The sequence below is a fragment of the Pseudomonas sp. LFS074 genome, assembly GCF_047978165.1.
Classification (GTDB): Bacteria; Pseudomonadota; Gammaproteobacteria; order Pseudomonadales; family Pseudomonadaceae; genus Aquipseudomonas; species Aquipseudomonas putida_P.
The window spans coordinates 321,259-344,855 of the sequence record NZ_JBFPFV010000002.1; the positions used below are offsets into that span (position 1 = coordinate 321,259).

At 61.4% G+C, this 23,597-nt stretch carries 24 protein-coding genes; 5 read left to right on the forward strand and 19 right to left on the reverse strand.

The window, feature by feature from the left end; all coding sequences use genetic code 11:
• Positions 1-168: 168 nt before the first annotated feature.
• Genes ACNQP3_RS19615 through sdhC form a run of 4 tightly spaced genes read right to left on the reverse strand, consistent with a single transcriptional unit; the run spans position 169 to position 3,409 of the window.
• Positions 169-873 carry a succinate dehydrogenase iron-sulfur subunit gene (locus tag ACNQP3_RS19615; protein ID WP_003254212.1) on the reverse strand — a complete coding sequence of 235 codons (705 nt, stop codon included), beginning with the start codon at positions 871-873 and terminating at the stop codon, positions 169-171.
• An 11-nt stretch (positions 874-884) separates the two neighbouring features.
• Positions 885-2,657, reverse strand: a complete 1,773-nt coding sequence (sdhA, locus tag ACNQP3_RS19620) for a succinate dehydrogenase flavoprotein subunit (RefSeq protein ID WP_003254213.1) — start codon at positions 2,655-2,657, stop codon at positions 885-887.
• 3 nt (positions 2,658-2,660) lie between these two features.
• Positions 2,661-3,029 (reverse strand): succinate dehydrogenase, hydrophobic membrane anchor protein, encoded by a 369-nt coding sequence (gene sdhD, locus ACNQP3_RS19625; RefSeq protein ID WP_003254214.1) that lies wholly within the window; start codon positions 3,027-3,029, stop codon positions 2,661-2,663.
• Positions 3,023-3,409, reverse strand: a complete 387-nt coding sequence (sdhC, locus tag ACNQP3_RS19630; protein ID WP_008091902.1) for a succinate dehydrogenase, cytochrome b556 subunit — start codon at positions 3,407-3,409, stop codon at positions 3,023-3,025. The genes sdhD and sdhC overlap by 7 nt, the downstream gene beginning before the upstream one ends.
• A 352-nt stretch (positions 3,410-3,761) precedes the next feature.
• Between sdhC and gltA the strand changes: the two genes are divergently transcribed.
• Positions 3,762-5,051: a citrate synthase gene (gltA, locus tag ACNQP3_RS19635; RefSeq protein WP_003254218.1), complete on the forward strand. Its 1,290-nt coding sequence runs from the start codon at positions 3,762-3,764 to the stop codon at positions 5,049-5,051.
• 215 nt (positions 5,052-5,266) lie between these two features.
• Here gltA and ACNQP3_RS19640 read toward each other — a convergent pair whose 3' ends face one another.
• The 9 genes from ACNQP3_RS19640 to ACNQP3_RS19680 all read right to left on the reverse strand — a co-directional run bounded on the left by ACNQP3_RS19640 (position 5,267) and on the right by ACNQP3_RS19680 (position 12,164).
• Complete coding sequence (locus ACNQP3_RS19640; RefSeq protein WP_047604107.1) at positions 5,267-5,872, reverse strand: START domain-containing protein; 606 nt, start codon at positions 5,870-5,872, stop codon at positions 5,267-5,269.
• Positions 5,873-5,905: 33 nt separating this feature from the next.
• Positions 5,906-6,160, reverse strand: a complete 255-nt coding sequence (locus ACNQP3_RS19645; RefSeq protein WP_003254220.1) for a YkgJ family cysteine cluster protein — start codon at positions 6,158-6,160, stop codon at positions 5,906-5,908.
• 129 nt (positions 6,161-6,289) lie between these two features.
• Positions 6,290-6,724, reverse strand: coding sequence for a hypothetical protein (locus ACNQP3_RS19650; RefSeq protein WP_088513741.1), 435 nt, complete (start codon positions 6,722-6,724; stop codon positions 6,290-6,292).
• A gap of 64 nt (positions 6,725-6,788) precedes the next feature.
• On the reverse strand, positions 6,789-8,231 hold the full coding sequence (locus ACNQP3_RS19655; protein ID WP_003254223.1) for a PLP-dependent aminotransferase family protein: 1,443 nt from the start codon (positions 8,229-8,231) through the stop codon (positions 6,789-6,791).
• A 171-nt stretch (positions 8,232-8,402) separates the two neighbouring features.
• On the reverse strand, positions 8,403-9,215 hold the full coding sequence (locus ACNQP3_RS19660) for an OmpA family protein (RefSeq protein ID WP_003254225.1): 813 nt from the start codon (positions 9,213-9,215) through the stop codon (positions 8,403-8,405).
• Positions 9,212-9,565 (reverse strand): DUF4398 domain-containing protein, encoded by a 354-nt coding sequence (locus ACNQP3_RS19665; protein WP_003254227.1) that lies wholly within the window; start codon positions 9,563-9,565, stop codon positions 9,212-9,214. The genes ACNQP3_RS19660 and ACNQP3_RS19665 overlap by 4 nt, the downstream gene beginning before the upstream one ends.
• A gap of 9 nt (positions 9,566-9,574) precedes the next feature.
• Positions 9,575-10,396 carry a substrate-binding periplasmic protein gene (locus tag ACNQP3_RS19670; protein ID WP_003254229.1) on the reverse strand — a complete coding sequence of 274 codons (822 nt, stop codon included), beginning with the start codon at positions 10,394-10,396 and terminating at the stop codon, positions 9,575-9,577.
• 75 nt (positions 10,397-10,471) lie between these two features.
• The gene (locus ACNQP3_RS19675) at positions 10,472-11,413 is read right to left on the reverse strand and encodes an electron transfer flavoprotein subunit alpha/FixB family protein (protein WP_047604111.1); all 942 of its coding nucleotides are present in this window, start codon (positions 11,411-11,413) and stop codon (positions 10,472-10,474) included.
• A 1-nt stretch (position 11,414) separates the two neighbouring features.
• A complete protein-coding gene (locus ACNQP3_RS19680) occupies positions 11,415-12,164 on the reverse strand; it encodes an electron transfer flavoprotein subunit beta/FixA family protein (protein WP_003254232.1) in 750 nt (249 codons plus the stop codon).
• A gap of 535 nt (positions 12,165-12,699) precedes the next feature.
• Between ACNQP3_RS19680 and ACNQP3_RS19685 the strand changes: the two genes are divergently transcribed.
• Positions 12,700-14,382, forward strand: a complete 1,683-nt coding sequence (locus tag ACNQP3_RS19685; RefSeq protein WP_023389616.1) for an electron transfer flavoprotein-ubiquinone oxidoreductase — start codon at positions 12,700-12,702, stop codon at positions 14,380-14,382.
• Between the two features lie 71 nt (positions 14,383-14,453).
• Here the strand turns inward: ACNQP3_RS19685 and ACNQP3_RS19690 are convergent, their stop codons facing one another.
• From ACNQP3_RS19690 to ACNQP3_RS19715, 6 genes are all read right to left on the reverse strand, one after another.
• Positions 14,454-14,855, reverse strand: a complete 402-nt coding sequence (locus ACNQP3_RS19690; RefSeq protein WP_029380550.1) for a type II TA system antitoxin MqsA family protein — start codon at positions 14,853-14,855, stop codon at positions 14,454-14,456.
• 1 nt (position 14,856) lies between these two features.
• On the reverse strand, positions 14,857-15,153 hold the full coding sequence (locus tag ACNQP3_RS19695; RefSeq protein ID WP_019750831.1) for a type II toxin-antitoxin system MqsR family toxin: 297 nt from the start codon (positions 15,151-15,153) through the stop codon (positions 14,857-14,859).
• Between the two features lie 94 nt (positions 15,154-15,247).
• Positions 15,248-16,573, reverse strand: coding sequence for an MFS transporter (locus tag ACNQP3_RS19700; protein ID WP_004573659.1), 1,326 nt, complete (start codon positions 16,571-16,573; stop codon positions 15,248-15,250).
• A 72-nt stretch (positions 16,574-16,645) separates the two neighbouring features.
• Positions 16,646-17,125 carry a histidine kinase gene (locus ACNQP3_RS19705; protein WP_264316358.1) on the reverse strand — a complete coding sequence of 160 codons (480 nt, stop codon included), beginning with the start codon at positions 17,123-17,125 and terminating at the stop codon, positions 16,646-16,648.
• A 168-nt stretch (positions 17,126-17,293) separates the two neighbouring features.
• The gene (locus tag ACNQP3_RS19710; protein ID WP_003254241.1) at positions 17,294-17,770 is read right to left on the reverse strand and encodes a sigma-70 family RNA polymerase sigma factor; all 477 of its coding nucleotides are present in this window, start codon (positions 17,768-17,770) and stop codon (positions 17,294-17,296) included.
• A 121-nt stretch (positions 17,771-17,891) separates the two neighbouring features.
• On the reverse strand, positions 17,892-19,517 hold the full coding sequence (locus ACNQP3_RS19715; protein ID WP_264316359.1) for a twin-arginine translocation signal domain-containing protein: 1,626 nt from the start codon (positions 19,515-19,517) through the stop codon (positions 17,892-17,894).
• Between the two features lie 182 nt (positions 19,518-19,699).
• Between ACNQP3_RS19715 and ACNQP3_RS19720 the strand changes: the two genes are divergently transcribed.
• The 3 genes from ACNQP3_RS19720 (at position 19,700) to ACNQP3_RS19730 (ending at position 23,538) form a co-directional block, all read left to right on the forward strand.
• Positions 19,700-21,046, forward strand: coding sequence for a dipeptidase (locus ACNQP3_RS19720; RefSeq protein ID WP_264316360.1), 1,347 nt, complete (start codon positions 19,700-19,702; stop codon positions 21,044-21,046).
• Positions 21,047-21,062: 16 nt separating this feature from the next.
• Positions 21,063-22,352, forward strand: coding sequence for an aminotransferase class V-fold PLP-dependent enzyme (locus ACNQP3_RS19725; protein ID WP_047604119.1), 1,290 nt, complete (start codon positions 21,063-21,065; stop codon positions 22,350-22,352).
• 64 nt (positions 22,353-22,416) lie between these two features.
• Positions 22,417-23,538: a cupin-like domain-containing protein gene (locus ACNQP3_RS19730; protein WP_264316361.1), complete on the forward strand. Its 1,122-nt coding sequence runs from the start codon at positions 22,417-22,419 to the stop codon at positions 23,536-23,538.
• The last annotated feature ends 59 nt before the right edge of the window (positions 23,539-23,597 follow it).

Below are 23,597 nucleotides of genomic sequence, written 5' to 3' on the forward strand. Positions count from 1 at the left end.
CACGCCACTTGGATCCTGCTGATTTTCCGGGTACCAGCCCGGAAAGCCCCTGCTGGTCTCATATCTTCATAGGTAATGAACGCGGGCTTTGTGGGCCCTTGTTCGGGTTTTACCTCAGTGCGGGCTCACCACCCGCACCTCGGCTTACTGCAGGTACAACGCTTTGTATCAGGTGCCGCTTTGCAGCAGCATGTTACGTACGTGACCGATTGCCTTGGTCGGGTTCAGACCTTTCGGGCAAACGTTTACGCAGTTCATGATCCCGCGGCAGCGGAATACGCTGAACGGGTCATCCAGGGACGCCAGGCGCTCCTGAGTCTTGGTATCGCGGCTGTCGGCAAGGAAGCGGTAGGCTTGCAGCAAGGCTGCCGGGCCCAGGAACTTGTCCGGGTTCCACCAGAACGACGGGCAGGAAGTCGAGCAGCACGCGCACAGGATGCACTCGTACAGGCCGTCCAGCTTGTCACGGTCTTCCGGCGACTGCAGGCGCTCGATGGCCGGGGCCGGGGTGTCGTTCTGCAGGAACGGCTTCACCTTCTCGTACTGCTTGTAGAAGATGCTCATATCGACCACCAGGTCACGAATGACCGGCAGGCCTGGCAGAGGACGCAGAACCAGCTTGCCGCCCTTCACCACCGCCGACAGCGGGGTGATGCAGGCCAGGCCGTTCTTGCCGTTCATGTTCATGCCGTCGGAACCGCAAACGCCTTCACGGCAGGAGCGACGGTACGAGAAACCCTCGTCCTTTTCCTTGATCAGTGCCAATACATCCAGCACCATCAGGTCCTTGCCGCCGGTATCGACGTCGAACGACTCCATTTTTGGCGCCGAGTCGGTGTCCGGGTTGTAACGATAAACTTCGACTTTCAACATAGCAGCCACCCTTAGTAAGTCCGGACTTTTGGTTCGAAGGCTGGAACAGTCTTCGGCGCAAAGTTGACGCCGCGCTTGGCAACGCGCTTCTCACCCGGGTAGTACAGGGTGTGGCACAGCCAGTTTTCGTCGTCACGGTCTTCGAAGTCTTCACGGGCGTGAGCGCCGCGGGACTCTTTACGGGCTTCCGCCGCGATGGCGGTAGCTTCGGCAACTTCCAGCAGGTTCTGCAGCTCCAGCGCTTCGATACGCGCGGTGTTGAAGGCCTGGGACTTGTCGTTGATCTTGACGTTGGCGATACGGTCACGCAGACCGGCCAGTTGCTCGATACCCTTCTGCATGTATTCGCCAGTACGGAATACACCGAAGTAGTTCTGCATGCAGCTCTGCAGCTCGCGCTTCAGGCTGGCAACGTCTTCACCGCTGGTACGCTCGTTGAGCTTGTTCAGGCGGTTCAGGGCAACATCGACGTCGGTGTCGCTGGCGTCGCGGTATTCCACGCCTTCGCTCAGCGCCTTCTCCAGGTGCAGGCCGGCAGCACGGCCGAACACCACCAGGTCGAGCAGCGAGTTGCCGCCCAGGCGGTTGGCACCGTGAACCGATACGCACGCCACTTCACCTACGGCGAACAGGCCCGGGATGATGTGATCCTGACCGTCGGCGTCCATGGTGATGGCCTGGCCATGAATGTTGGTGGCAACGCCGCCCATCATGTAGTGGCAGGTTGGAACCACCGGCACCGGCGCGACCACAGGGTCGACGTGGGCGAAGGTCTTGGACAGTTCGCAGATACCTGGCAGGCGGCTGTGCAGCACTTCCTCGCCCAGGTGGTCCAGCTTCAGCAGTACGTGGTCCTTGTTCGGGCCCACGCCATTGCCGGCGATGATTTCCTTGACCATGGAACGGGCAACCACGTCGCGGCCGGCCAGGTCTTTCGCGTTCGGCGCGTAACGCTCCATGAAGCGCTCGCCGTGGGCGTTGATCAGGTAGCCACCTTCACCACGGCAACCTTCGGTGACCAGTACACCGGCGCCGGCGATACCGGTCGGGTGGAACTGCCACATTTCAATGTCCTGCACCGGCACGCCTGCACGCAGGGCCATGCCGATACCGTCACCGGTATTGATCAGGGCGTTGGTGGTGGACGCGTAGATACGGCCTGCACCGCCAGTGGCCAGTACGGTGGCCTTGGACTTGATGTACAGGGTTTCGCCGGTTTCGATGCAGATGGCGATCACACCCACGAATGCGCCGTCCTGGTTCTTCACCAGGTCAACTGCGTAGTACTCGTTGAGGAACGTGGTGCCCGCTTTCAGGTTGCCCTGGTACAGGGTGTGCAGCAGCGCGTGACCGGTACGGTCCGAAGCGGCACAGGTACGGGCGGCCTGGCCACCTTTACCGAAGTCCTTGGACTGACCACCGAACGGGCGCTGATAGATGCGGCCGGTTTCGGTGCGCGAGAACGGCAGACCCATGTGGTCCAGTTCGAAGACCGCAGCCGGGCCTTCCTGACACATGTACTCGATAGCGTCCTGGTCACCGATGTAGTCGGAACCCTTGACGGTATCGTACATGTGCCAGCGCCAGTCGTCGTTCGGGTCGGCCGAAGCGATGGCGCAGGTGATGCCGCCCTGGGCGGATACGGTGTGCGAACGGGTCGGGAAGACCTTGGTGACTACGGCAGTCTTGTGGCCGCCTTGAGCCAGTTGCAGCGCTGCGCGCATGCCGGCACCGCCGCCACCGATGATGATGGCGTCGAAGGAAATGGTTGGAATGCTAGCCATGGATCAGATACCCCAGAGAATCTGCACACCCCAGACGAAGTAAGCGAACATCGCAACGCCGCATACCGCCTGGAACAGGAAACGAATCGCAGTTGCCGACTTGCCGAACGACATAGGCGTCAGGTAGTCGGTTGCAATGGTCCACATGCCAACCCAGGCGTGAGCGCCCAGGGCAACGAGGGCCAGCAGACTGAAGATCCGCATCGCGTTGTTGGAGAACAGACCATGCCACTGGGTGTAGTCAATGCCTGGGTGGGCGACCACGTAGCCGATCAGGAAGAGGAAGTAAGCCGCGAGAACGACCGCAGAAACGCGCTGCGCCATCCAGTCATAGAGGCCCGAACGCGACAGGTTCGTGACATTGGTTACCATACCCAAACTCCCACCAGAACGATCAGCACCACGGAGATGACGATCACGATTTTCGAGCCCAGCTTGCCGCCTTCCAGCGTCTCACCGATACCCATGTCCATGATCAGGTGACGAACACCTGCCACGAGGTGATAAAGCAGGGCGGACAGCAGACCCCAGGTCACGAACTTGGCCAGCGGGCTGGTCAGACACGCCTTCACCTCACCGAAGCCTTCCTCGGAACCCAGCGACTTGCCCAGTGCATAAAGCATGATGGCAAGGCCGATGAACAGGATGACGCCGGAGATACGGTGCAGGATGGACGTGTACGCAGTGACGGGGAGCTTGATGGTCCTTAGGTCTAGGTTTACAGGTCGTTGGCTTTTCACGGCTTTTTTCACACTGAAGAGCCCCTAGCGAATCAGGGCAAAGTTGTTGGTAAGTGTACTGGTCAGGTACCCACCACCCAGGGAACGGCGACCCCCAGCAGTTCGGGCTTGCAAGCCCCTGGCGGTCGGGTGCCGAGTATAGACAGTTAGGCTGCTTATGACAACGTGACGGGGTAGCCCAAATAGCGCATTGCCTTTAATGAACAAAAGGCGTAAATGGGCGAGAATTTCGGGAAAAATCAGGCTTGAATGCCTGATTCAACAAGCCTTTAGGCAAATTGACATCTGAATTTATCCCTCTATAGTGGTGCGGGCCCTGCGTGGGGGGTCTGTCTGATGATTTCAAGCATTAATAGGAGGCCACATGGCTGACAAAAAAGCGCAGTTGGTCATCGAGGGCGCTGCCCCCGTCGAGCTGCCCATTTTAACCGGCACCGTTGGTCCTGATGTAATCGACGTCCGCGGGTTAGGGGCCACTGGTCACTTCACCTTCGACCCAGGTTTCATGGCGACTGCCTCGTGCGAGTCGAAGATCACCTATATTGACGGCGACAAAGGTATCCTGCTGCACCGCGGCTACCCGATCGAGCAACTCGCCGAACAGTCCGACTACCTCGAAACCTGCTACCTGCTGCTCAACGGCGAACTGCCGAATGCCGAGCAGAAGGCCCAGTTCGTCAGCACCGTCAAGAACCACACCATGGTTCACGAGCAGCTGAAGTCCTTCTTCAACGGCTTCCGCCGCGACGCTCACCCGATGGCGGTGATGTGCGGCGTGGTCGGCGCCCTGTCGGCGTTCTATCACGACTCCCTGGACATCAATAACCCGCAACACCGCGAAATCTCCGCGGTGCGCCTGGTCGCCAAGATGCCGACCCTGGCTGCGATGGTTTACAAGTACTCCATGGGCCAGCCGATGATGTACCCGCGCAACGACCTGTCGTACGCGGAAAACTTCCTGCACATGATGTTCAACACCCCGTGCGAGATCAAACCGATCAGCCCGGTGCTGGCCAAGGCAATGGACCGGATCTTCATCCTCCACGCCGACCACGAGCAGAACGCCTCCACCTCCACCGTTCGTCTGGCCGGCTCGTCGGGTGCCAACCCGTTCGCCTGTATCGCCGCCGGTATCGCTGCACTGTGGGGCCCGGCCCACGGCGGTGCGAACGAAGCCGTACTGACCATGCTGGATGAAATCGGCGATGTTTCGAACATCGACAAATTCATCGCCAAGGCCAAGGACAAGAACGACCCGTTCAAGCTGATGGGCTTCGGTCACCGCGTGTACAAGAACCGCGACCCGCGCGCCACCGTGATGAAGCAGACCTGCGACGAAGTCCTGCGCGAGCTGGGCATCAAGAACGACCCGCAGCTGGAACTGGCCATGCGCCTGGAAGAGATCGCCCTGACCGATCCTTACTTCATCGAGCGTTCGCTGTACCCGAACGTCGACTTCTACTCGGGGATCATCCTCAAGGCGATCGGCATTCCGACCAGCATGTTCACCGTGATCTTCGCCCTGGCACGTACCGTGGGCTGGATCTCGCACTGGAAAGAAATGCTCTCCAGCCCGTACAAGATCGGCCGTCCGCGCCAGCTGTACACCGGTGAGCAGAAGCGTGACATCGTTGCTCTGAAAGACCGCAAGTAAGCGTTGATCGCTGAACGTAAAAGGCTGCCCTCGGGCAGCCTTTTTTATTGTAAATCCTGCCGGTCGCAGTGCGGCCTTTGCGGGGGCGACCTTGCGTCGCGAAAGGGCTGCAAAGCAGCCCACGCAATATTGCGCCAAGCCTAAGATTCGGGGGCCGCTGCGCGCCCCATTCGCGACGCAAGGCCGCTCCCACAGACCGCGCGCCGCGTTAAACCTCAGTTTTTCTCAGCCCGCTCGCGCAGAGCTTTCAGGGTATTGAACGGCGCATCCACCACGAACTTGTTGGCCACCATCGCCGGCACGCTGCCGCCCGGCTCGGTGTGCACCTGGTAGGTCACCTCCGTGCTGTCGCCCTTGGGCACCAGCTTCCAGAAGCCCTCAACCTTGGCCACCCGCACAAAGCCCTTCTCTTCCGGCAAATAGGTCGGCTCTTCCTTCAGGTTACGCACCAGGCTGCCGTCCGTCTCCTTGACCGTGGTCACATGCAAAACCGAATCACGCGGCGTCACCGGCCAGGGTGTATTGAACTGGGTGTAGGTCCAGGTCTGGTCACCTTCTTGCTTGAGCAATTTCTGCAACTTGCACTCATGAATCCATGCGCAGGCACCCACCACATCTTCCTGCAACGCCTGCACCTTGGCCAGCGGCGCCTTGATCACGGTAACGCCCTGATAGGCCTTGTACTTGGAACCCGCCACTTCGCTGAGGGATACCTTGATCCCGTCCTCGTTCTTGGCCACTTGCCAGTTTTCAGCCCAGGCCACAGGCGACAGCAGAACACCCACGCCACACAGCAGTGCAATACGCTTGAACGATCTCATCATGTTTATCCTTGTTGTCGAAGATCCAGCCTGTCACGCCGCCGTCATCTGCTCCCACCAGCCAAGAATCCTGATTGCCTCGTCACGATCACTGCCGCACACCTCGGCATCCGCCTTGAAGCCACCGCACACCGCCGGCCGCTCGGGCTTGCCGAACAGGTCGCAAAGGTTGGCCGCAGTCAGGTGCAGGCAGCGCTCACCCGCCGGCTTGCCATTGGGCATTCGCGGCATCGCAGAAGTGATGGACGGGGCGATGCAGCAGGCACCACAGCCCTCACGGCATTTCATGGCTATTCACCAAAATCAGGACTCCCTGGAACAAAACGGGACGAACGTCCCTGGATAGTAACCGCTCAAACAGTCGTTTGAAATTGCTGGCACGATGAAATCTGCTGTGACCCAGCAGTCAGTTCTCGCCTATTGGCGATACTCGAAATCGATGGCAGCGCCCTCCACCTCACGACGGCTATCATTGCGCAGTTGCAGCTGCATTTCGTTGTTGATCAGCCGGCCATTGAGCTGGAACGGGCTGTCATTGGTCTCTGGCTTTTCTGTGAACATGGGCGGCAACAAAGGTTTGCGCCGCTGGATTGGGGAAAGCGTGCCCACATTCGGCTCAAGGTTGTTGACCATCTCGACGGGCAAGCTAAGGTCCAGCCCTGTCTTGGGCAATGGCTTGGCAACCGCTTTGCTGACCGGCTTGTGCGCGGGCTTGGCTGTCGCCTTTTTTGGCACGTGCTTACCCTGAGCCGCCTGAACCTCGTTTGCCGGTTGCGCAGCCAAGGCAGGGGCGACCGGGCAGCAAAACGGCAAAAGGCACACGATCAGAACAAAGCAGCGCAAAACGTTCATGGCAAATGGACAGACTGGCAGGAAAAATGCGTATGCTCCCTGTTCCACAGGCAGCTTGCAAGCCTTACAAAAGCGTAACCGCAGTCTCCCTGCACAACTGCTGCGCCAGCAAACCGAGCGTAATCACAGCCCGCTCGGCCTCCTTATTCCAAGGAATGCCGCAGTTGAGTCGCACACAGTGGTTGAACTGCTCTGTGTTACTGAATATAAGTCCTGGCGCAATGCTGATGCCCTGCTCCAGCGCGCGCACATGCAGCTCCTGGGTATTGACCCGACCCGGCAGGCTCACCCAGAGAATGAAGCCGCCTGTCGGCCGGGTCATCTGGGTACCCTCGGGGAAGTGCTGCTGCACTGCCAACTGATAGGCACTGAGGTTCTTGCGATATTCCTGGCGTATGTAGCGCAGATGCCGGTCGTAGCCGCCATTCTCCAGGTAGGCTGCCACGCCCATCTGCGTCACGCTACAGGCCGAGTGGGTGGTAAACGTCTGCAGGCGCTGAATCTCGTCCTGGTAACGCCCGGCGATCATCCAGCCCACCCGCACGCCAGGGGACAGGGTCTTGGAGAAGCTCGAACAGTAGATTACCCGGTCCAGCCGGTCGAACGCCTTCAGCGCCTTGGTCTTGCCCTGCTCGAACATCAGCTCACCGTAGATGTCATCCTCGATGATCTGGATATCGAAGTCCGAGGCCAGGCGCAGCAATTGCTTTTGCCGCTCTTCGGGAACGGTGCCGCCCAGCGGGTTGCTCAAGCGCGCAGTGAGCACCAGCGCCTTGATCGACCATTGGTTAGCCGCCAGTTGCAAGGCTTCGAGGCTGATACCGGTGGACGGGTCACTGGGGATTTCGATCACTTTCAAACCCAGCAGGTCAGCCAGCTGCAGCAAGCCGTAATAGGTCGGCGACTCGGCGGCAATCAGGTCACCTGGGCGGGTGAGCACCCGCAGCGACATCTGCAGGGCATCGACACACCCATGGGTCACGATCACTTCGCGCGGGTCGACCAGCACGCCGGCATCGCGCATGCGTATGGCAATCTGTCGGCGCAGCGGCTCGAAACCGGGGCTGAACATGTAGCTGAAGGCGCGCGGGCTGTGGAAGCGCGTCACCTTGGCGATTTGCTGATGCAGGGCGCGCACTGGCAGGTAGTCGACATGCGGCACTGCAGCGCCAAACGGGAACACACCATCGCGGCGCGCCTCAGTCAGCACCTGCTGGATGATGCTGGCGCGCGTGACCAGGCCGGGGCGTTCCACCCGGGCGATGTCCGGGGTTTGCGCGGTCAAGGCAGGGGTCTGGTGCACGTAATAGCCAGACTGCGGCCGCGCCCGGATAAGCCCTTGGTCCTCAAGATTGGCATAGGCCTGCAACACCGTGGCATGGCTGACGTTGAGCTGGGCGCTCATCTTGCGCACGGAAGGTACCCGCTCGCCTGGCTGGTAGACACCGCGACGGATATCATCGGCCAGTTGCTGGGCGATACGCTGGTACAGCAGCAGGTTGGTCATGTCGACATGCTCGTTATTCTTGTACGGGTCACTGACGGTAGAGAATACCGTAACAGTTGCAAAGTGTACTGGGACAGATTGCAACATAGTCGACAATACAACAGCGTGACCGCTATCGAAACGATTAAACCGACATAAAACGGGCCGCAAAGCGGCCCGTTTCGACAAGACTCAGCGCGCTGGCGCGAGCCGACCCTTGTCATCGGAGAATACGATCTCCACTCGTCGGTTTTGCGCCCTGCCCCGCTCCGAAGCATTGGCCTCGATCGGGTACTGGTCGCCATAGCCCTCGACCTGCAGGCGCTTTTCATCGATGCCCAGGTCCACAAGCATGTCGGCCACGGACTGCGCCCTGTCGCGCGACAGCTTGAGATTTTCCTCGCCCGCGCCAGTACTGTCGGTATAGCCCTCGATACGCACTACCCGGCGCGGGTTGAGCTGCAGGAACTGCACCAGCTTGAGCACAGTCCGGCTGGCCGAGTTCTTCAGGTCGGCACTGCCGGTATCGAACAGCACATCGCCCAAGGTCATCACCAAGCCACGGTCGGTCTGCTCCGAAGCCAACGCAGCAATCTGCGACTCGACCCACTTGCCCTGCTGCTGCACGCTGGCCAGCTTGGCCTCACGCAAGGCCAGCTGCAGGCGCTGGCGCTCCAGGTCGAGCTTGGCCTGGCGCTCCTGGTTCAGCGCCAGCTTGGCATGCTCGCGGGCAATCTCGCTGTAGCGCTGGCTGAGGTAAGCATAATGCCGCACATCAGAACCGGTGCCGATGTAACTGGACAGGCGCTCGGCGCGAGCCAGCGATTCACCCGCCCGAATCACGTCACGCGGCGCGCTGCGCAGCACATCGGAATCATCTTTGACACCCTGGAAGGCGACGGTGGCCTCATCCAACGCGGCACTGCTGCGCTGGCTGGCACAACCTTGCAAACCTGCCGTCAGCGCCAACAATGCCAATGCAGCCAAAGGCGTACGACGGATCATGGCTGCACCTCCAGTTGCTTGCGCAAGCGCTTGACCCGCGACTGCAGCACCTGCAGCTGCTCTTCGCTCTTCTGGTTCAGCACCTGGGCCTCGGCCAGGCGCGCATCCAGCTCGGCCTGCTCGGCGCGCATGCGCGCATCGCGATAGTCCTGGGTAAGCATGTTGGCCTTGGCGCGGGCCAGCTTGTCTTCAGCCAGTTTCAGCGTTTCTACCTGCTCAGTGGCGCCGACGGCCTTGGCCTGGTCCAGAGCCTGTTCGGAAATGCGCATCTGCTCGTCAGGGGCCGGATCATTGGCGCAGCCAGCCAGGCCGAGCACGGCCAGGGCGAGGATTAGTGGTTGGGTTCTCACGCAATCTTCCTAGTGTTTGGGGGCGTCCGCAGGCACGTGCAACTGCGCTTTCCAGCGCTCGACATTACGTTGCAGCACAGCTTCGGATGCACCAGAGATCGGCAATTCTGTCAGTTTTTTTGCCAATTGCCCACGCAACCAGCTGTCATTGCACGCCGAGTTGTGCGACAGCGCCAGGTACAGGCCCGGCCTGTCCACCGGCAAGCCGCGGGCTATCAGGTCATTGCTCATACCCAGGCTCTGGGCCATGGCCATACCGGAGTAACGGCCAGCCAGCACATAATCCACCTGGCCGAGTACCAGTTTCTGGAACGCCTGGGTCAGGTTCTGCGCCGGCACCAGCTTGAGCTGGGCCTTGGCGAACGCAGTAAAGGCCGGGGTCAGGCGCGCACGCTCGGACAAACTGCCCTGGTACCTGGCCAGATCGGCCGGGCCATCAAAGGTCACCGCTGCATCATGGCGGGTCCACACCAGGTACTCATTGAGCTGCAACGGCGGATGGATGTAGTCCAGCGCGGTCAGTTGCTCCACCTGCATGGGGGTGTCGAGCAGCAGGTCCATGCGCCCGCTGCGCACCTCTTCCAGCGCCTGATCACGGCGACCGGCACTCAGCACCTCGACCTTCACACCCAGCTCTTCCGCCACCTGGCGCAACAGGTCAACGTTGGCGCCGACCAGGTGCTTCGGGTCTTTCGGGTCCTGCCACGAATAGGGCGGCGCATCAGGGCTGCCGGTCGCCACCAGGCGCTCGCACTTGCCTGCAGCCATGGCCAGTGGTGACACCAACAGCGCCACACATGCCAGCACCCTGCCCGTTCCGCGCAACGTCATCCCTCACCCCTCAAGCCATAAAAAAACCCGACCCTCAAAACGAGGGCCGGGTTCTTTATAAGTGAAGCAGGCGGATCAGACCAGCTTTTCCAGCTCCGGCACCGCTTCGAACAGGTCAGCAACCAGGCCGTAATCAGCCACCTGGAAGATCGGCGCTTCTTCATCCTTGTTGATCGCCACGATCACTTTGGAGTCTTTCATGCCGGCCAGGTGCTGGATCGCGCCGGAGATACCGACGGCGATGTACAGCTGTGGCGCAACGATCTTGCCGGTCTGGCCGACCTGCATGTCGTTCGGCACAAAGCCTGCGTCGACCGCGGCGCGCGAAGCACCGACGGCGGCGCCGAGCTTGTCGGCCAGGCTGTACAGGTGCTTGAAGTTGTCACCGTTGCCCATGCCACGGCCGCCGGAAACGACGATCTTGGCTGCGGTCAGCTCTGGGCGATCGGACTTGGCCAGCTCTTCGCCAACGAAAGCCGAAATGCCGGCGTTGTGCGCAGCGCCAACAGCCTCGACGGCAGCCGAACCACCTTCGGCGGCCACGGCGTCGAAGCCGGTGGTACGCACGGTGATCACCTTGATGGCCGCGCTCGATTGCACGGTAGCAATGGCGTTACCCGCATAGATCGGGCGCTTGAAGGTGTCGGCGGACTCGACCGAGATGATCTCGGAGATCTGGTCCACGTCCAGCAGCGCGGCAACACGTGGCAGGATGTTCTTGCCGTTGGTGGTAGCCGGGGCCAGCACATGGCTGTAACCCTTGGCCAGCTCGACGATCAGCGGCGCGACGTTTTCCGGCAGGACGTGGGCGTAGGCGGCGTTATCAGCCACCAGCACCTTGGCAACGCCAGCGATTTTGGCAGCGGCTTCAGCAACGCCACCGACGTTCTGGCCTGCGACCAGCACGTGCACATCACCACCGATCTTGGCGGCTGCGGCGACAGTGTTCAGGGTGGCCGGGGCTACGGCACCGTTCTCCGGACCTTGTAGAAGGTCAGCGACAACCAGGATAGTCATATCAGATTACCTTCGCTTCGTTCTTCAGCTTCTCGACCAGTTCGGCCACCGATTTGACCTTGATGCCCGCGCTGCGGGCAGCCGGGGCTTCAACCTTCACGGTCTTGTTGGTGGAGGCGAGGGAAACGCCCAGTGCGTCTGGAGTAACAGTCTCCAGCGGCTTCTTCTTGGCCTTCATGATGTTCGGCAGCGACGCGTAGCGTGGCTCGTTCAGGCGCAGGTCGGTGGTGACGATCGCGGGCAGGTTCAGCGCAACGGTCTGCAGGCCGCCATCGATTTCACGGGTGACATTCAGCTTGTCGCCAGCGACTTCGACCTTGGAAGCGAAGGTGCCCTGGGCGAAGCCAGTCAGCGCGGCCAGCATCTGGCCGGTCTGGTTGTTGTCACTGTCGATGGCCTGTTTGCCGAGGATGACCAGCTGCGGCTGCTCCTTGTCGACAACGGCCTTCAGCGCCTTGGCCACGGCCAGGGAGTTCAGTTCGTCAGCGGCTTCTACCAGGATGGCACGGTCGGCACCCAGGGCCAGGGCGGTACGCAGTTGCTCCTGGGCAGTGGTCGGGCCGACGGAAACGACGACGATCTCGGTCGCAACGCCTTTTTCCTTCAGGCGCACGGCTTCTTCGACGGCGATTTCGCAGAAGGGGTTCATGGACATCTTGACGTTAGCAAGGTCGACGCCGGAGTTGTCCGCTTTGACGCGAACCTTGACGTTGTAGTCGACCACTCGTTTGACAGCTACAAGAACCTTCATGGATTCCTCGTTACTCTCCGGTGAATAGATAGTCGCCTGGGGCAGAGCCCTGCGATGCGCGTGGGTACAAGGGCACCTCTAAAGACGTATCGGGAGGCAGCAACTTCACAGTGACCAAACAGTCTTGTTCGGACTCTTGCGACAAATCCTCACGGGTCATTTCCTGTCGTGGCGTGTAAACTCCACTACAAACCGGCCTAAGCCCGCAAAACCCTGCTCCACACCTGGTCTTTAGAGGTGTACCTGCGCCCGGCTGCAAGCCTACGGCGAACGTAAAACCGCTCGTATCTTGACCGTAACACCCATTCCGGTCAATACGGCAAATCGGTCACCCTCCAGCCGCGTTCCTGTGATTTTACTGGCCTGCGGCAAATTCAAACAAACGTTTGTATTGGACCCGCCAAGTGGTGTAGATATAATGCGCGGCCAAGACAAAACGGTGTAGTCCGTCATTTGCCCAGCTACAGTTCCGCCGTTGCGTAGAACCGCTGCGAATGCCCCGCACCCATAAGACAAAGCAACAGCACGAGCCTTGATGAGTAGGAGAGAACCAGTGGAACGCGAATACATGGAATTCGACGTGGTCATCGTCGGCGCCGGCCCGGCGGGCCTGTCCGCCGCCTGCCGCCTGAAGCAGAAGGCCGCCGAAGCCGGTAGCGAAATCAGCGTCTGCGTGGTGGAGAAAGGCTCTGAAGTCGGCGCCCACATCCTCTCTGGCGCAGTGTTCGAGCCCCGCGCCCTGAACGAGCTGTTCCCCGACTGGAAAGCACTCGGTGCACCGCTGAACACCGAAGTGAAGCGCGACGACATCTACGTGCTCAAGGATGCCGGCAGCGCGACCAAGGTGCCTGACCTGTTCGTGCCCAAGACCATGCACAACCATGGCAACTACATCATCTCGCTGGGCAACCTGTGCCGCTGGCTGGCGCAGCAGGCCGAAAACCTCGGTGTAGAGATCTACCCGGGCTTCGCCGCCCAGGAAGCGCTGTTCGACGACAACGGCGTGGTCCGCGGCATCGTTACCGGCGACCTCGGTGTCGACCGTGAAGGCAACCCCAAGGACGGCCTGTACACCCCGGGCATGGAACTGCGCGCCAAGTACACCCTGTTCGCCGAAGGCTGCCGTGGCCATATTGGCAAGCAGCTGATCAAGCGCTTCAACCTCGACAGCGAGTCCGACGTCCAGCACTACGGCATCGGTCTGAAGGAAATCTGGGAAATCGACCCGGCCAAGCACGAACAGGGCCTGGTGGTTCACACCGCCGGCTGGCCGCTGGACGTGGTGGCCAAGGAAAACACCGGTGGCTCGTTCCTTTATCACCTGGAAAACAACCAAGTGGTGGTCGGCCTGATCGTCGACCTGTCCTACGCCAACCCCTACCTGTCGCCGTTCGACGAATTCCAGCGCCTCAAGCACCACCCGGTGATCAGCCAGTACCTCGAGGGCGGCAAGCGCATCAGCTACGGCGCCCGCGCCTTGGCCAAGGGCGGCATCAACTCGCTGCCGAAAATGGTCTTCAATGGTGGCGCGCTGATCGGTTGCGACCTGGGCACCATGAACGTGGCCAAGATCAAGGGCAGCCATACCGCGATGAAGTCCGGCATGCTTGCTGCCGAAGCAGTGGCCGACGCATTGATCGCCGGTAGCGAAGGCGGTGATCAGTTGAACAGCTATGTCAGCGCCTTCAAGGCCAGCTGGCTGTACGAAGAACTGTTCGCCAGCCGCAACTTCGGCCCGGCCATGCACAAGTTCGGCCCGCTGCTGGGCGCGGCGTTCAACTATGTCGACCAGAACTGGTTCGGTGGCAAGCTGCCGTTCACCCTGCACGACACCAAGCCGGACTATGCCTGCCTCAAGCTGGCCGCCGACTCGAAAAAGATCGACTACCCGAAACCGGACGGCAAGCTCAGCTTCGACAAGCTCAGCTCGGTATTCCTCTCCAGCACCAACCACGAAGAGGAACAACCCTGCCACCTGAAGCTGACCGATCCGAGCGTACCGATCGCCAGCAACCTGCCGCTGTACGACGAGCCTGCCCAGCGCTACTGCCCGGCAGGTGTGTACGAAGTGGTCACCCAGGAAGACGGCAACAAGCGTTTCCAGATCAACGCGCAGAACTGCGTGCACTGCAAGACCTGCGACATCAAGGACCCGGCCCAGAACATCACCTGGGTCACCCCTGAAGGCGCTGGCGGGCCGAACTACCCGAACATGTAAGGCCCCTGCCCTTGCGGCAACAAAAAGCCCCCGGTCCTCATGAGCCGGGGGCTTTTTGTTGGCTGCCATTATCAGGCAGTACGCACTTCCTCAAAGAGTTCTGGATGGCGATCCAGCAGCTTGAGCAGTTTCACCAACGCCACTGGCGGGGTGGTCTTGCCGTTTTCATAACGGGAGAACGCATTGACCCCACCACCGAAGATTTCCCCCGCTTCACGCTGGTCGAGGTCGAACTTTCTGCGCATGGCAGCAATGAAGCCGGGATCGACAACGGCTGCATTGACCTTGCGCTCAAACGCCGTCATCAGATCACTCATACGCTGGGCCTCGTCCATGCCCAGTACCGCCTCGCCACACGTCGGGCAGTAGTCACCAAAGATGTCCGGGATGACGGTCGCCTCACCTTTGTAGCGATACGGCATGTCTCGCGACTGCGCAACCAACTCCGCTCCTCCACATAGGGGACATTTCATTTCAAAGCTCCTTGAAAGATAGGATGAGCAGATCGTCGACCACCGTCAGCTTGAGGTAAACCCTGCCTACGGCGGTTTGCGCCCGATAGACATCCTGCCAAATACGATGATCGTTGTAGCTCGTCATACTTTTATGGAAGTCACCTGGCGATAGCCCGCGGACAACATCCAACATGTCATAGGGACCTAGCCCAAGCGACCGCGCTCCCAGGGTCGCCGCCTGGGTGGTACGTACCTTCCCTTGGCTCAATAGCACTTGCAGCCGATGCAAAGGGCAGTGAGGCGTTCTCTTTTCCATGAGAAATTAACCTTCCAGGTTAAATCTGGCCAATAGGTTATTCCAATAACCCCCGCCCGGAAGGATGACTCAATGCCCCATGCGCGTTACCCGATCATTTGTCGCCACACATGACCGGCATCGGCTCCGCCGCAAACACCAATGGCTCACGACGCCCGAAATACAAGGCCGTCAGCAGCCCCACCGCGCCCATGATCAGACAAAACCCGACACACACCCACGGGCTCCACGGCATCAGCGCAATCAGTGCCAGCGGCGTGGTACTGGCCCACACTGCGTAGGCTACGTTGTAGGTGAAGGAAATGCCCGATACGCGGATCTGCGCCGGGAACAGCCCCACCATCACCGAGGGCACCACCCCCACCACGCCACAGCTCAACCCCGCCAGCGCATAGGCCAGCCAGGTCATGCCCCACTGCCCCACCAGGCTGGCGTACAACGCGCCAATACCCAGCGGCAGCAACAGGCTATACAGCATCAGCGCGCGCCAGGCACCCACACGGTCGACCAGCAGCCCGGCCAGCACGCAGCCCATGTTGAGGAAGACGATGCCCACACTGCTGAGGGCGAAGGTATGCCCGGCAGTCATGCCGAAGCGCTGCTGCATCACCGTCGGCGTGATCACCACCAGCACCACCACCGCCGAGGTCAGCACACAGGTCAGCAACGCGGCAGGGATCAATGCCCGGCGGTGTTCACCCAGCACTCGCCGCAGCGGAAAACTCACAGGTTGCTCCTGGCGCGCGCGCAGGGCGAGGAACACCGGTGTTTCACTGAGCCAGCGGCGCAGCCACACACCCACCACACCGAACACCCCACCCAACAGGAACGGGTAGCGCCAGGCGTAATCGAGGATTTCCTGCGGGGTGAACAGTTGCGCCAGCAAGGTGGCGGTCAGCGCCCCCAGCAGGTAGCCGAAAGTCAGCCCGGCCTGCAGAAAGCCCAGGGCATAACCGCGCCGCCCGTTGGGCGCGTGCTCGGCAACGAACGTCCAGGCGCTTGGCACTTCACCGCCTACGGCAGCCCCCTGGAGGATGCGCAAGGCCAACAGGATCAGCGGGGCGGCATAGCCGATGTCGGCATAGGTCGGCATCACCCCGATCAGCAGACACGGCAGGGCCATCATCAGGATGCTCAGGCTGAATACCCGCTTGCGCCCCAGGTGGTCGGCGAAGTGCGCCATCAGGATGCCGCCCAGCGGCCGCGCCAGATAGCCGGTGACGAAGATTCCGAAGCTTTGCAGCAAGCGCAGCCATTCGGGCATCTCGGGCGGGAAGAACAGCTGGCTGAGGGTCAGCGCGAAGAACACGAAAATGATGAAGTCGTAGATTTCCAGCGCGCCACCCAGCGCCGCCAGGCCCAGGGTCCGATGGTCGCCGCGGCTGAACCGGGGCGGGCGAGCGGTATCGATGGCAGTCATGGCAGGGTCCGCAGATCGGCAAAGGGCAAGAGCATAACAAATAGCTGCCCGATTGCCCCGCCGGTGGTACCGCTAGCGGTTGAACACCGTATGCGCAAAGTTGGCTCGCGGCCGTGGCCGCGCTGTATTGGCCGGCAGGGTGCCCGGCAGCGGTAGTCTGCCGACCACCATCGGTGCGTCGATGATTGCCATGAACGTCTCCAGCGCCTCGTTATCGGGCGCCTGAGGCAGGCTCAGGCTGACCGCCTGGCGCTCGGCCTGCGGCACTGCTGGCACTTTCAACTGGCTGGAATGGTAAAGCAGTGCATGCTGGATCTGTGTGCTGACACGGCAGAAGCGCTCTAGATCGACGCCACAATGGCTGGCCAGCTCGATATTGCCCAGCAACAGGTGAAAGGGCTGCAAGGCGCACTGCACCAGGCGCTGCAGCTCCTCGAAGCTGGCCACTGGGGCTATCCGGTAATAGCCCAAACCATTGAGCAACCGCTCCAGCTGCAGGCGCTGGCACGGGTGTGTATCGGCGATGAGAATGCGCAGGGTCTTGTTTACCATGGTCGGACCTAGGCCATTGGGTAATGGGCACGCTCCATGACCATACTGCGCCAATAACGGCTAATGCCAAGGCCATGCCCGGCAACGGTCTTCTTTGATAGAAGTCGGGAAAGCCGCATAAATCAAGTGATTGACTGACGGAATTTGCATTTGCCTTTAACCTGGCAATCAGGATTCCCATTGCCGCATGCGCACCCGGCAGTGCTTCATGGCATTGACGATGTGCTTTTCCACCAGGCTGCGGGAGATGCCCAGCCGCTCGGCGATCTGCAGATGTGAAAGGCCTTCGATCTTGCGCAGCAGGAAGCATTCGCGGCAGGGGCCGGTCAGTTCGTCAAGCGCCCGCTGCATGAGGGCCAGGCGTTGGTTGAGCTGCAGTTCCTGCGCCAGCGCCGGCACATGCCCGCCCTCATCACTGTCGAGTATCTCAAGCGGTTCGGCCTGACGCACCAGATGGCGACGATGACGGTCGATCACCAGGTTCAGGGCGATACGGTACAGGAATGCGCGCGGATGCTCGATCTGCCCGTTGTCCGTTCGCTCCAGTACCCGCAGGTAGGCATCGTGGGCAACATCCTCTGCCGCCTGACGGTTACCCAAGCGCGCGGACAGGAAACTCACCAACTCACGATAGTAACGTTCCACAAACACACCTGGAATCGTCTGCACACCCACGCTGGGGCAGATGCAGAACTGAGTGATATCAGCGTGCGATCTTACAAAATATAATGATTCTCAGCAACGCACACCTGCGCTGTGCTTACCGTCAACCCGACGCCCGTACAACCTTGAGATTGCGGGCATACCAGGGGCGCTGCGGCACCCGTGGTTGCAGCCGGGCAAAGAGGTCTTCGTTGCCATAAATGATGCGCAACGCCAGCTTCATGGTTTCCGGGTCCATTTCGACGCTTCGACCGGGCCGCAAGCCCGGCACCGTCGAACAGCCATGGGTATCGGGACCCAGCCACGGGTCAGCCACCGCCACCCAACGCCCGGGTGCGAACCAGGGCACGCCGTTCACCTGCAAGCGGCGGATCTCACCCGGGTGGACCCGCTCATGGGCTCGGAACCAATCGTCGACTCGGTCGTCGATCCAGCCATGAAAATGCCAGAACACCGGGTTTACATGTGACGAGAACGGGTCGCCGAGAAAATCGTTGCGTGCTTCGAACCAGCGCTCAGCGAAATCACCCGGGGTACGTGCAGCAGGCACCGGCATACCGTTGGACGGGTCGCGCGGCACCGCCGCCCAACGCATGTGCAACCAGTCATGCAGGCCCAGCTCCAGTTCTGAGCCGAACTGCCCCAAGGTCAGCTTGCTCAGATATTCCGGATCACTGTAGCGCGACTCCCAGACCTGAAAGTTGCCGTGGAAGGTATCCGGGCTTTTGATGTCGCGTACCCACTGGGTGTACTCCTGGTCGTCATGGGCCAGCCAGGTCGGTGGCAAGGCATTGCCGTCGTGGTTGTCGAAGTAACGGGCAAAACCGATGCGGTCACGCTCGAGCTCCGGCTGAGGCAGCGGGAACCGCGTCCACGAAGGCAGGTCCTGCAGGGCCCTGGCACTGCCGAGCATGTGCCGGTGCATGAACAGGAAGTCCTCTCCGGAACCGTTGCGATCCTTGTGCCGGCCACGCGCATCACGCTCCTGGCCACGCGGCCCGGGTTGCCAGCCCAAGCCACGCAGGGCGGATTGCTTGTCCTCTTCCAGCTTGTGCCACTTGTCCCGCGATGCGTGCCATAGCTGGTGGAACAGCCGATGCTCCGGCGAAATGAGCCACGCCAGCAGCTGTGGCGACAGCGGCGTACGTTCGCGAGCCTCCGGGAAAGGCCGCTTCAAGGCCAGGAAGCCATTGTCCAGAACAGGCAGAGACAGGGCGCGGTCCAGGGCCGAGATACGACCATTGAGCGTTGCCGGCCCGGCATTGCCATAGGCGCCCCAGACCTCATCGAGCACCACATGGCATTCATAGCGCGCCTGCCCTGCACCGGGCTCGGTTGAAAACAGCCGCCAGCGCAACATCCCGGGCTTGTCCGTCAGCAAGTCACCCATGACCCGATAACGGGGTTCCTGCTCACTGCGCAGGCGTTCGGCGGTGTCCAGGTAACCTCGCAGCCCCCGGCCATTGCTGGCGACATCCAGAAACAATTCCAGCTCCCCGTCGGGCAAACCCAGCAGTTGGGCATCCTTGCCATGTGCAGTCCAGCGCCAGATGCCCCGCAGGATGTCGCCCAGCTGCTGCAGGCGGGTATCGGCCAACTCGACAACAGCCTCGCCAGGCGTTTCCGGAAACGCCTCGGCATCCCGCTGGCGCTGTAAATACAGCGCTCCGGGTACCGCTACGCCCGTCAATGCCACAGCAGCGATGAACCCGCGTCGAGAAATCGTCATTGCAACTACCTGCGCCTTCATTGCGGCCATGGAGCACGGCCCGTCCAAGGCTAGAACGTTGTACCTGCACTGAAATTTAACGCCGCGGCCGGGGCGGCTAAATTTCCTCCGTGTCGACTCGTTCACCCCAGGTAGCGACGGCCTCTGTGCCCTCCCTCGACGGCGAACCTACCGAGACCAAGATGACGACACCACGCTGGAAAAAAGCCCTGTACATCAGCCTGGCTGCGGCAGTCGCCGCGGGTGCCGGTCTGGCTGCCTGGTACCATTTCGCGGCCCCTGGCGGCTACTCCCGGGAAGTCGTTCGTCAAGCCAACGACTTGCAGGAACGCATCATCTCGTTCGACAGCCATGTCACCTTGCCGCTGGACTTCGGCAACGAAGGCAGCGAAGCCGACAAGGACGGACCGGGCCGCTTCGACCTGGCCAAGGCTGCCCAAGGGCGGTTGTCTGGCGCGGCGCTGACCATCTTTGCCTGGCCCGAATCCTGGACGGGCGCAAACAGCCCGCATCGCCCCACGCCAGGTTTCGTCGAGGCCGCCCACCACACCCAGGAAGTGCGCTACAACGCCATCACCGCAATGGTGCGCGACTTCCCCGAACGCGTCGCCATCGCCTACACCCCACAGGACATGCGGCGCTTGCACGGCGAAGGCAAGTTCGCGGTGTTCCTGAGCATGCTCAACGCGTATGCGCTGGGGGACGATATCGACCAGCTCGACCGCTGGGCGGCACGCGGGGTGCGCATGTTCGGCTTCAGCTACGTCGGCAACAACAGCTGGGCCGACTCGTCTCGCCCCTTACCGTTCTTCAATGACACTGTCGATGCGCTCGAGGGTCTGTCCCCCATCGGCAAGCGCGCCGTACAACGGCTCAATGACCTGGGTGTGATCATCGATGTCTCGCAGATGTCCAGCAAGGCGCTGAACCAGGTCATTCAGCTCAGCCGTACTCCGGTGGTGGCGTCGCACTCGGCACCACGGGCCATGGTCGATATCAACCGTAACCTGTCCGACAAGGAAATGCAGTTGATCAAGGAAAGCGGCGGGGTCGTGCAACTGGTCGCGTTCTCCAGCTACCTCAAGCCGCTCAGCGCGCAGACCCAGGAAAAGCTCAATGCCTTGCGTGCCCGCTACGCGCTGCCGCCACTGGCTGACCTGAACTACGCGCTGATGCCTGGCGACCCGGTCATAGCCGGCTGGCCCGAGCAGAAGGTCGGGCAATATGCCAACGAACTCTATGCAATCCTCGAACAGGAGCCGCCAGCGACCCTGAAGGACTACGGTGATGCCATCGATTACACCGTGCGCAAGCTCGGCATAGACCACGTAGGCATCAGCTCGGACTTCAACGAAGGCGGCGGCATCGACGGCTGGCACGACGCCAGCCAAGCACGCAACGTAACGGCCGAACTCCTTACCCGCGGCTACTCCGAAGCCGACATCGCCAAGCTTTGGAGTGGCAACTTCCTGCGCGTCTGGGCACAGGTACAGAGCGCCGCCCGCGGTACCGACACTTCACTGCGCTAAGCCATTGGGCACCTTTATGAACGACCGCCGCAATTTTCTCAAAAGGGCCGGCATCCTCGCCGCTGGCCTGCCCCTCGCCAGCCATCTGCTACCCGTTGCCGAGGCCGCCACGCCGATACCGAGCGCCGGCAACCAACGATGGGCCGATTTTCGCCGCCTGTTCGAACTCGACCCAAACTATGCGCACTTCGCCAACTTCCTGATCACCTCTCATCCAAGGCCGGTACGCGAAGCCATCGAGGCCCTGCGTGCACGTTTCGACCGTCACCCGGCGCTGATGGTCGACTGGGATGCCCAGTCGGAGTGGAAGCACGAGGCTGAGGTGCGCCAATGGGCGGCACGCTACCTGGAGGTGGCGCCACGCCAGATTGCCCTGACGGGCAGCACTACCGAGGGCCTGGGTTTGATTTATGGCGGCATCAAGCTGGCGCCCGGCCAGGAAATCCTGACCACGGTGCACGAGCATTCCGCCGCACGGCAGACCATGAACTACCGCAGCGCCCGCGATGGCAACCCGGTACGCAGGCTACGCCTGTTCGAGCAACCCTGGCAGGTGAGCACCGACCAGGTGCTGGGTACCGTGCGGGCCGCCATTTCCCCACAAACGCGCGTGCTGGGCATGACCTGGGTACATTCGGGCAGCGGGGTGAAACTGCCGGTTGGCGAAATCGGTGCGCTCGTACGCGAGGTCAATCAGAACAGGGACGAACGCGACCATATCCTGTATGTCATCGACGGGGTTCACGGTTTTGGCGTCGAGGACATGCGCTTCGCCGACCTGAACTGCGACTACTTCATATCCGGGACCCACAAGTGGATGTTCGGCCCCCGCGGGACAGGCATCATCTGCGCCGCATCCTCGGCACTGGGGCAGCTGCAACCGAGCATCGCCACCTTCTCGGAAAACGAAGACTTCGCCACCATCATGAGCCCGGGCGGCTACCACGCCTTCGAGCACCGCTGGGCCCTGGGCAAGGCGTTCGAACTGCACCTGCAAACCGGCAAGGCTGCCGTGCAGGCACGCATCCACGCCCTCAACGACTACCTGAAGCAACAGCTGGAAAGCCTGCCTGCCATCGAACTGGTGACGCCACGCAGCAGCACCCATTCGGCGGGCTTCACCTTCTTTCGCGGCAAAGGCCAGGATGCCGACGCGCTGGCCAGGTACCTGACTAGCCAACGCATCATCGTCGACGCCGTCTCGCGCGATGCCGGGCCAGTGGTGCGCACTGCGCCGGGTTTGCTGAATACCGAAGCGGAAATCGACCGCTTGGTCGACGTACTGCGCCAGCGCCCGCGCGCCTGACAACCCGGGCCCGGCCACACGCGCCCATGCCAACCCTGCACAACGACAACCGACGAGGCTTACCGTGGACCTTCAGCGCATACTCGAAAAACTGTTCGTCAATGCCCATGCCGTCGGCATCGAAGGCGTGTTCCAGTTCAACTTCGGCCAGGGACTCGCCTACTGGTCCGAGGTATGCACCAACCTCTGCACGGGGGGTGGCTGGCATGAGGCTCCGGACGTCACGATCGAAGTGGCTCAAGATGACTTCCTCGGCATCATGGCGGGCGCTGTCGACGTAGAGGAGCTGTTCGCCAGTGGACGCCTGAAAATAACCGGCAACATGGGCCTGGCGACCCTACTGCCGCAGGTTATCAGCAGCGCGCGGCAAGGCGCGACCACCAGCAAGGCAGCAATGAACCAGCGCTACCCCACGCCAGGACGCTACAGCGAGGAGGTCTCGGCAGCCCAACCCGTGCTGTATGAGGTACAACGCCTGTCACGGGCCGAAATGCCGCCGTCGCGGTTTCACCATGAACACCTTTCAACGGGCGTGCCAGTGGTGCTGAGCGATGCCCTTGGCGACTGGCCGCTGTTCACCATGGGCCGTGACGCTTCGCTGGCCCACTTTGCCGAGCTGCAGGGCATCACCCGGCATGGTGACTACGTGAAGAAGACCTTCTCTACCGACCGCGACTTCCGCGCCACCCCCATGGCCGACTTCATCGCTTCGCTCGACAAGCCGGCCAAGCCCGGCGAGCCGCCCGCCTACATGGGCAACAATATCGTGCCGGAAAAGCTGCAGGCTCTGATCCGCTACCCGGACTACTTCGATCGCCAGCGCTTCATTCCACCGCGCATCTGGATCGGTCCCAAAGGCACCCTTACACCCCTGCACCGGGATGACACCGACAACCTGTTCGCCCAGGTCTGGGGGCAGAAATCGTTCATTCTGGCAGCACCGCACCATCGCGCCGCATTGGGCACCTGGTCAACCAGCCCGAAGGGCGGCCTGGACGGCTGCGATTTCAACCCCGATGCCCCCGACTACGAGCGCTTCCCCGAAGCCCTCAAGGTGCCCTTCCTGCGTGTGGTATTGCAGGCCGGCGACTTGCTGTTCCTGCCCGAGGGCTGGTTCCACCAGGTAGAGTCAGTGTCCACGTCGCTGTCCGTGAACTTCTGGGTAGACTCCGGACGCGGCTGGTAACCGGCGTGACGGCAACCTGATCTTGATGGGCCATTGGCGCAGGCGATGGGCCGCAACGC

Coding starts and splice junctions, on each gene's coding strand:
- ACNQP3_RS19615 (WP_003254212.1), bottom strand. CDS start 873: ATGTTGAAAGTCGAAGTTTATCGTTACAACCCGGACACCGACTCGGCG.
- sdhA (WP_003254213.1), bottom strand. CDS start 2,657: ATGGCTAGCATTCCAACCATTTCCTTCGACGCCATCATCATCGGTGGC.
- sdhD (WP_003254214.1), bottom strand. CDS start 3,029: ATGGTAACCAATGTCACGAACCTGTCGCGTTCGGGCCTCTATGACTGG.
- gltA (WP_003254218.1), top strand. CDS start 3,762: ATGGCTGACAAAAAAGCGCAGTTGGTCATCGAGGGCGCTGCCCCCGTC.
- ACNQP3_RS19640 (WP_047604107.1), bottom strand. CDS start 5,872: ATGAGATCGTTCAAGCGTATTGCACTGCTGTGTGGCGTGGGTGTTCTG.
- ACNQP3_RS19645 (WP_003254220.1), bottom strand. CDS start 6,160: ATGAAATGCCGTGAGGGCTGTGGTGCCTGCTGCATCGCCCCGTCCATC.
- ACNQP3_RS19650 (WP_088513741.1), bottom strand. CDS start 6,724: ATGAACGTTTTGCGCTGCTTTGTTCTGATCGTGTGCCTTTTGCCGTTT.
- ACNQP3_RS19655 (WP_003254223.1), bottom strand. CDS start 8,231: ATGACCAACCTGCTGCTGTACCAGCGTATCGCCCAGCAACTGGCCGAT.
- ACNQP3_RS19660 (WP_003254225.1), bottom strand. CDS start 9,215: ATGATCCGTCGTACGCCTTTGGCTGCATTGGCATTGTTGGCGCTGACG.
- ACNQP3_RS19670 (WP_003254229.1), bottom strand. CDS start 10,396: ATGACGTTGCGCGGAACGGGCAGGGTGCTGGCATGTGTGGCGCTGTTG.
- ACNQP3_RS19675 (WP_047604111.1), bottom strand. CDS start 11,413: ATGACTATCCTGGTTGTCGCTGACCTTCTACAAGGTCCGGAGAACGGT.
- ACNQP3_RS19680 (WP_003254232.1), bottom strand. CDS start 12,164: ATGAAGGTTCTTGTAGCTGTCAAACGAGTGGTCGACTACAACGTCAAG.
- ACNQP3_RS19685 (WP_023389616.1), top strand. CDS start 12,700: ATGAGTAGGAGAGAACCAGTGGAACGCGAATACATGGAATTCGACGTG.
- ACNQP3_RS19690 (WP_029380550.1), bottom strand. CDS start 14,855: ATGAAATGTCCCCTATGTGGAGGAGCGGAGTTGGTTGCGCAGTCGCGA.
- ACNQP3_RS19695 (WP_019750831.1), bottom strand. CDS start 15,153: ATGGAAAAGAGAACGCCTCACTGCCCTTTGCATCGGCTGCAAGTGCTA.
- ACNQP3_RS19700 (WP_004573659.1), bottom strand. CDS start 16,573: ATGACTGCCATCGATACCGCTCGCCCGCCCCGGTTCAGCCGCGGCGAC.
- ACNQP3_RS19705 (WP_264316358.1), bottom strand. CDS start 17,125: ATGGTAAACAAGACCCTGCGCATTCTCATCGCCGATACACACCCGTGC.
- ACNQP3_RS19715 (WP_264316359.1), bottom strand. CDS start 19,517: ATGACGATTTCTCGACGCGGGTTCATCGCTGCTGTGGCATTGACGGGC.
- ACNQP3_RS19720 (WP_264316360.1), top strand. CDS start 19,700: ATGACGACACCACGCTGGAAAAAAGCCCTGTACATCAGCCTGGCTGCG.
- ACNQP3_RS19725 (WP_047604119.1), top strand. CDS start 21,063: ATGAACGACCGCCGCAATTTTCTCAAAAGGGCCGGCATCCTCGCCGCT.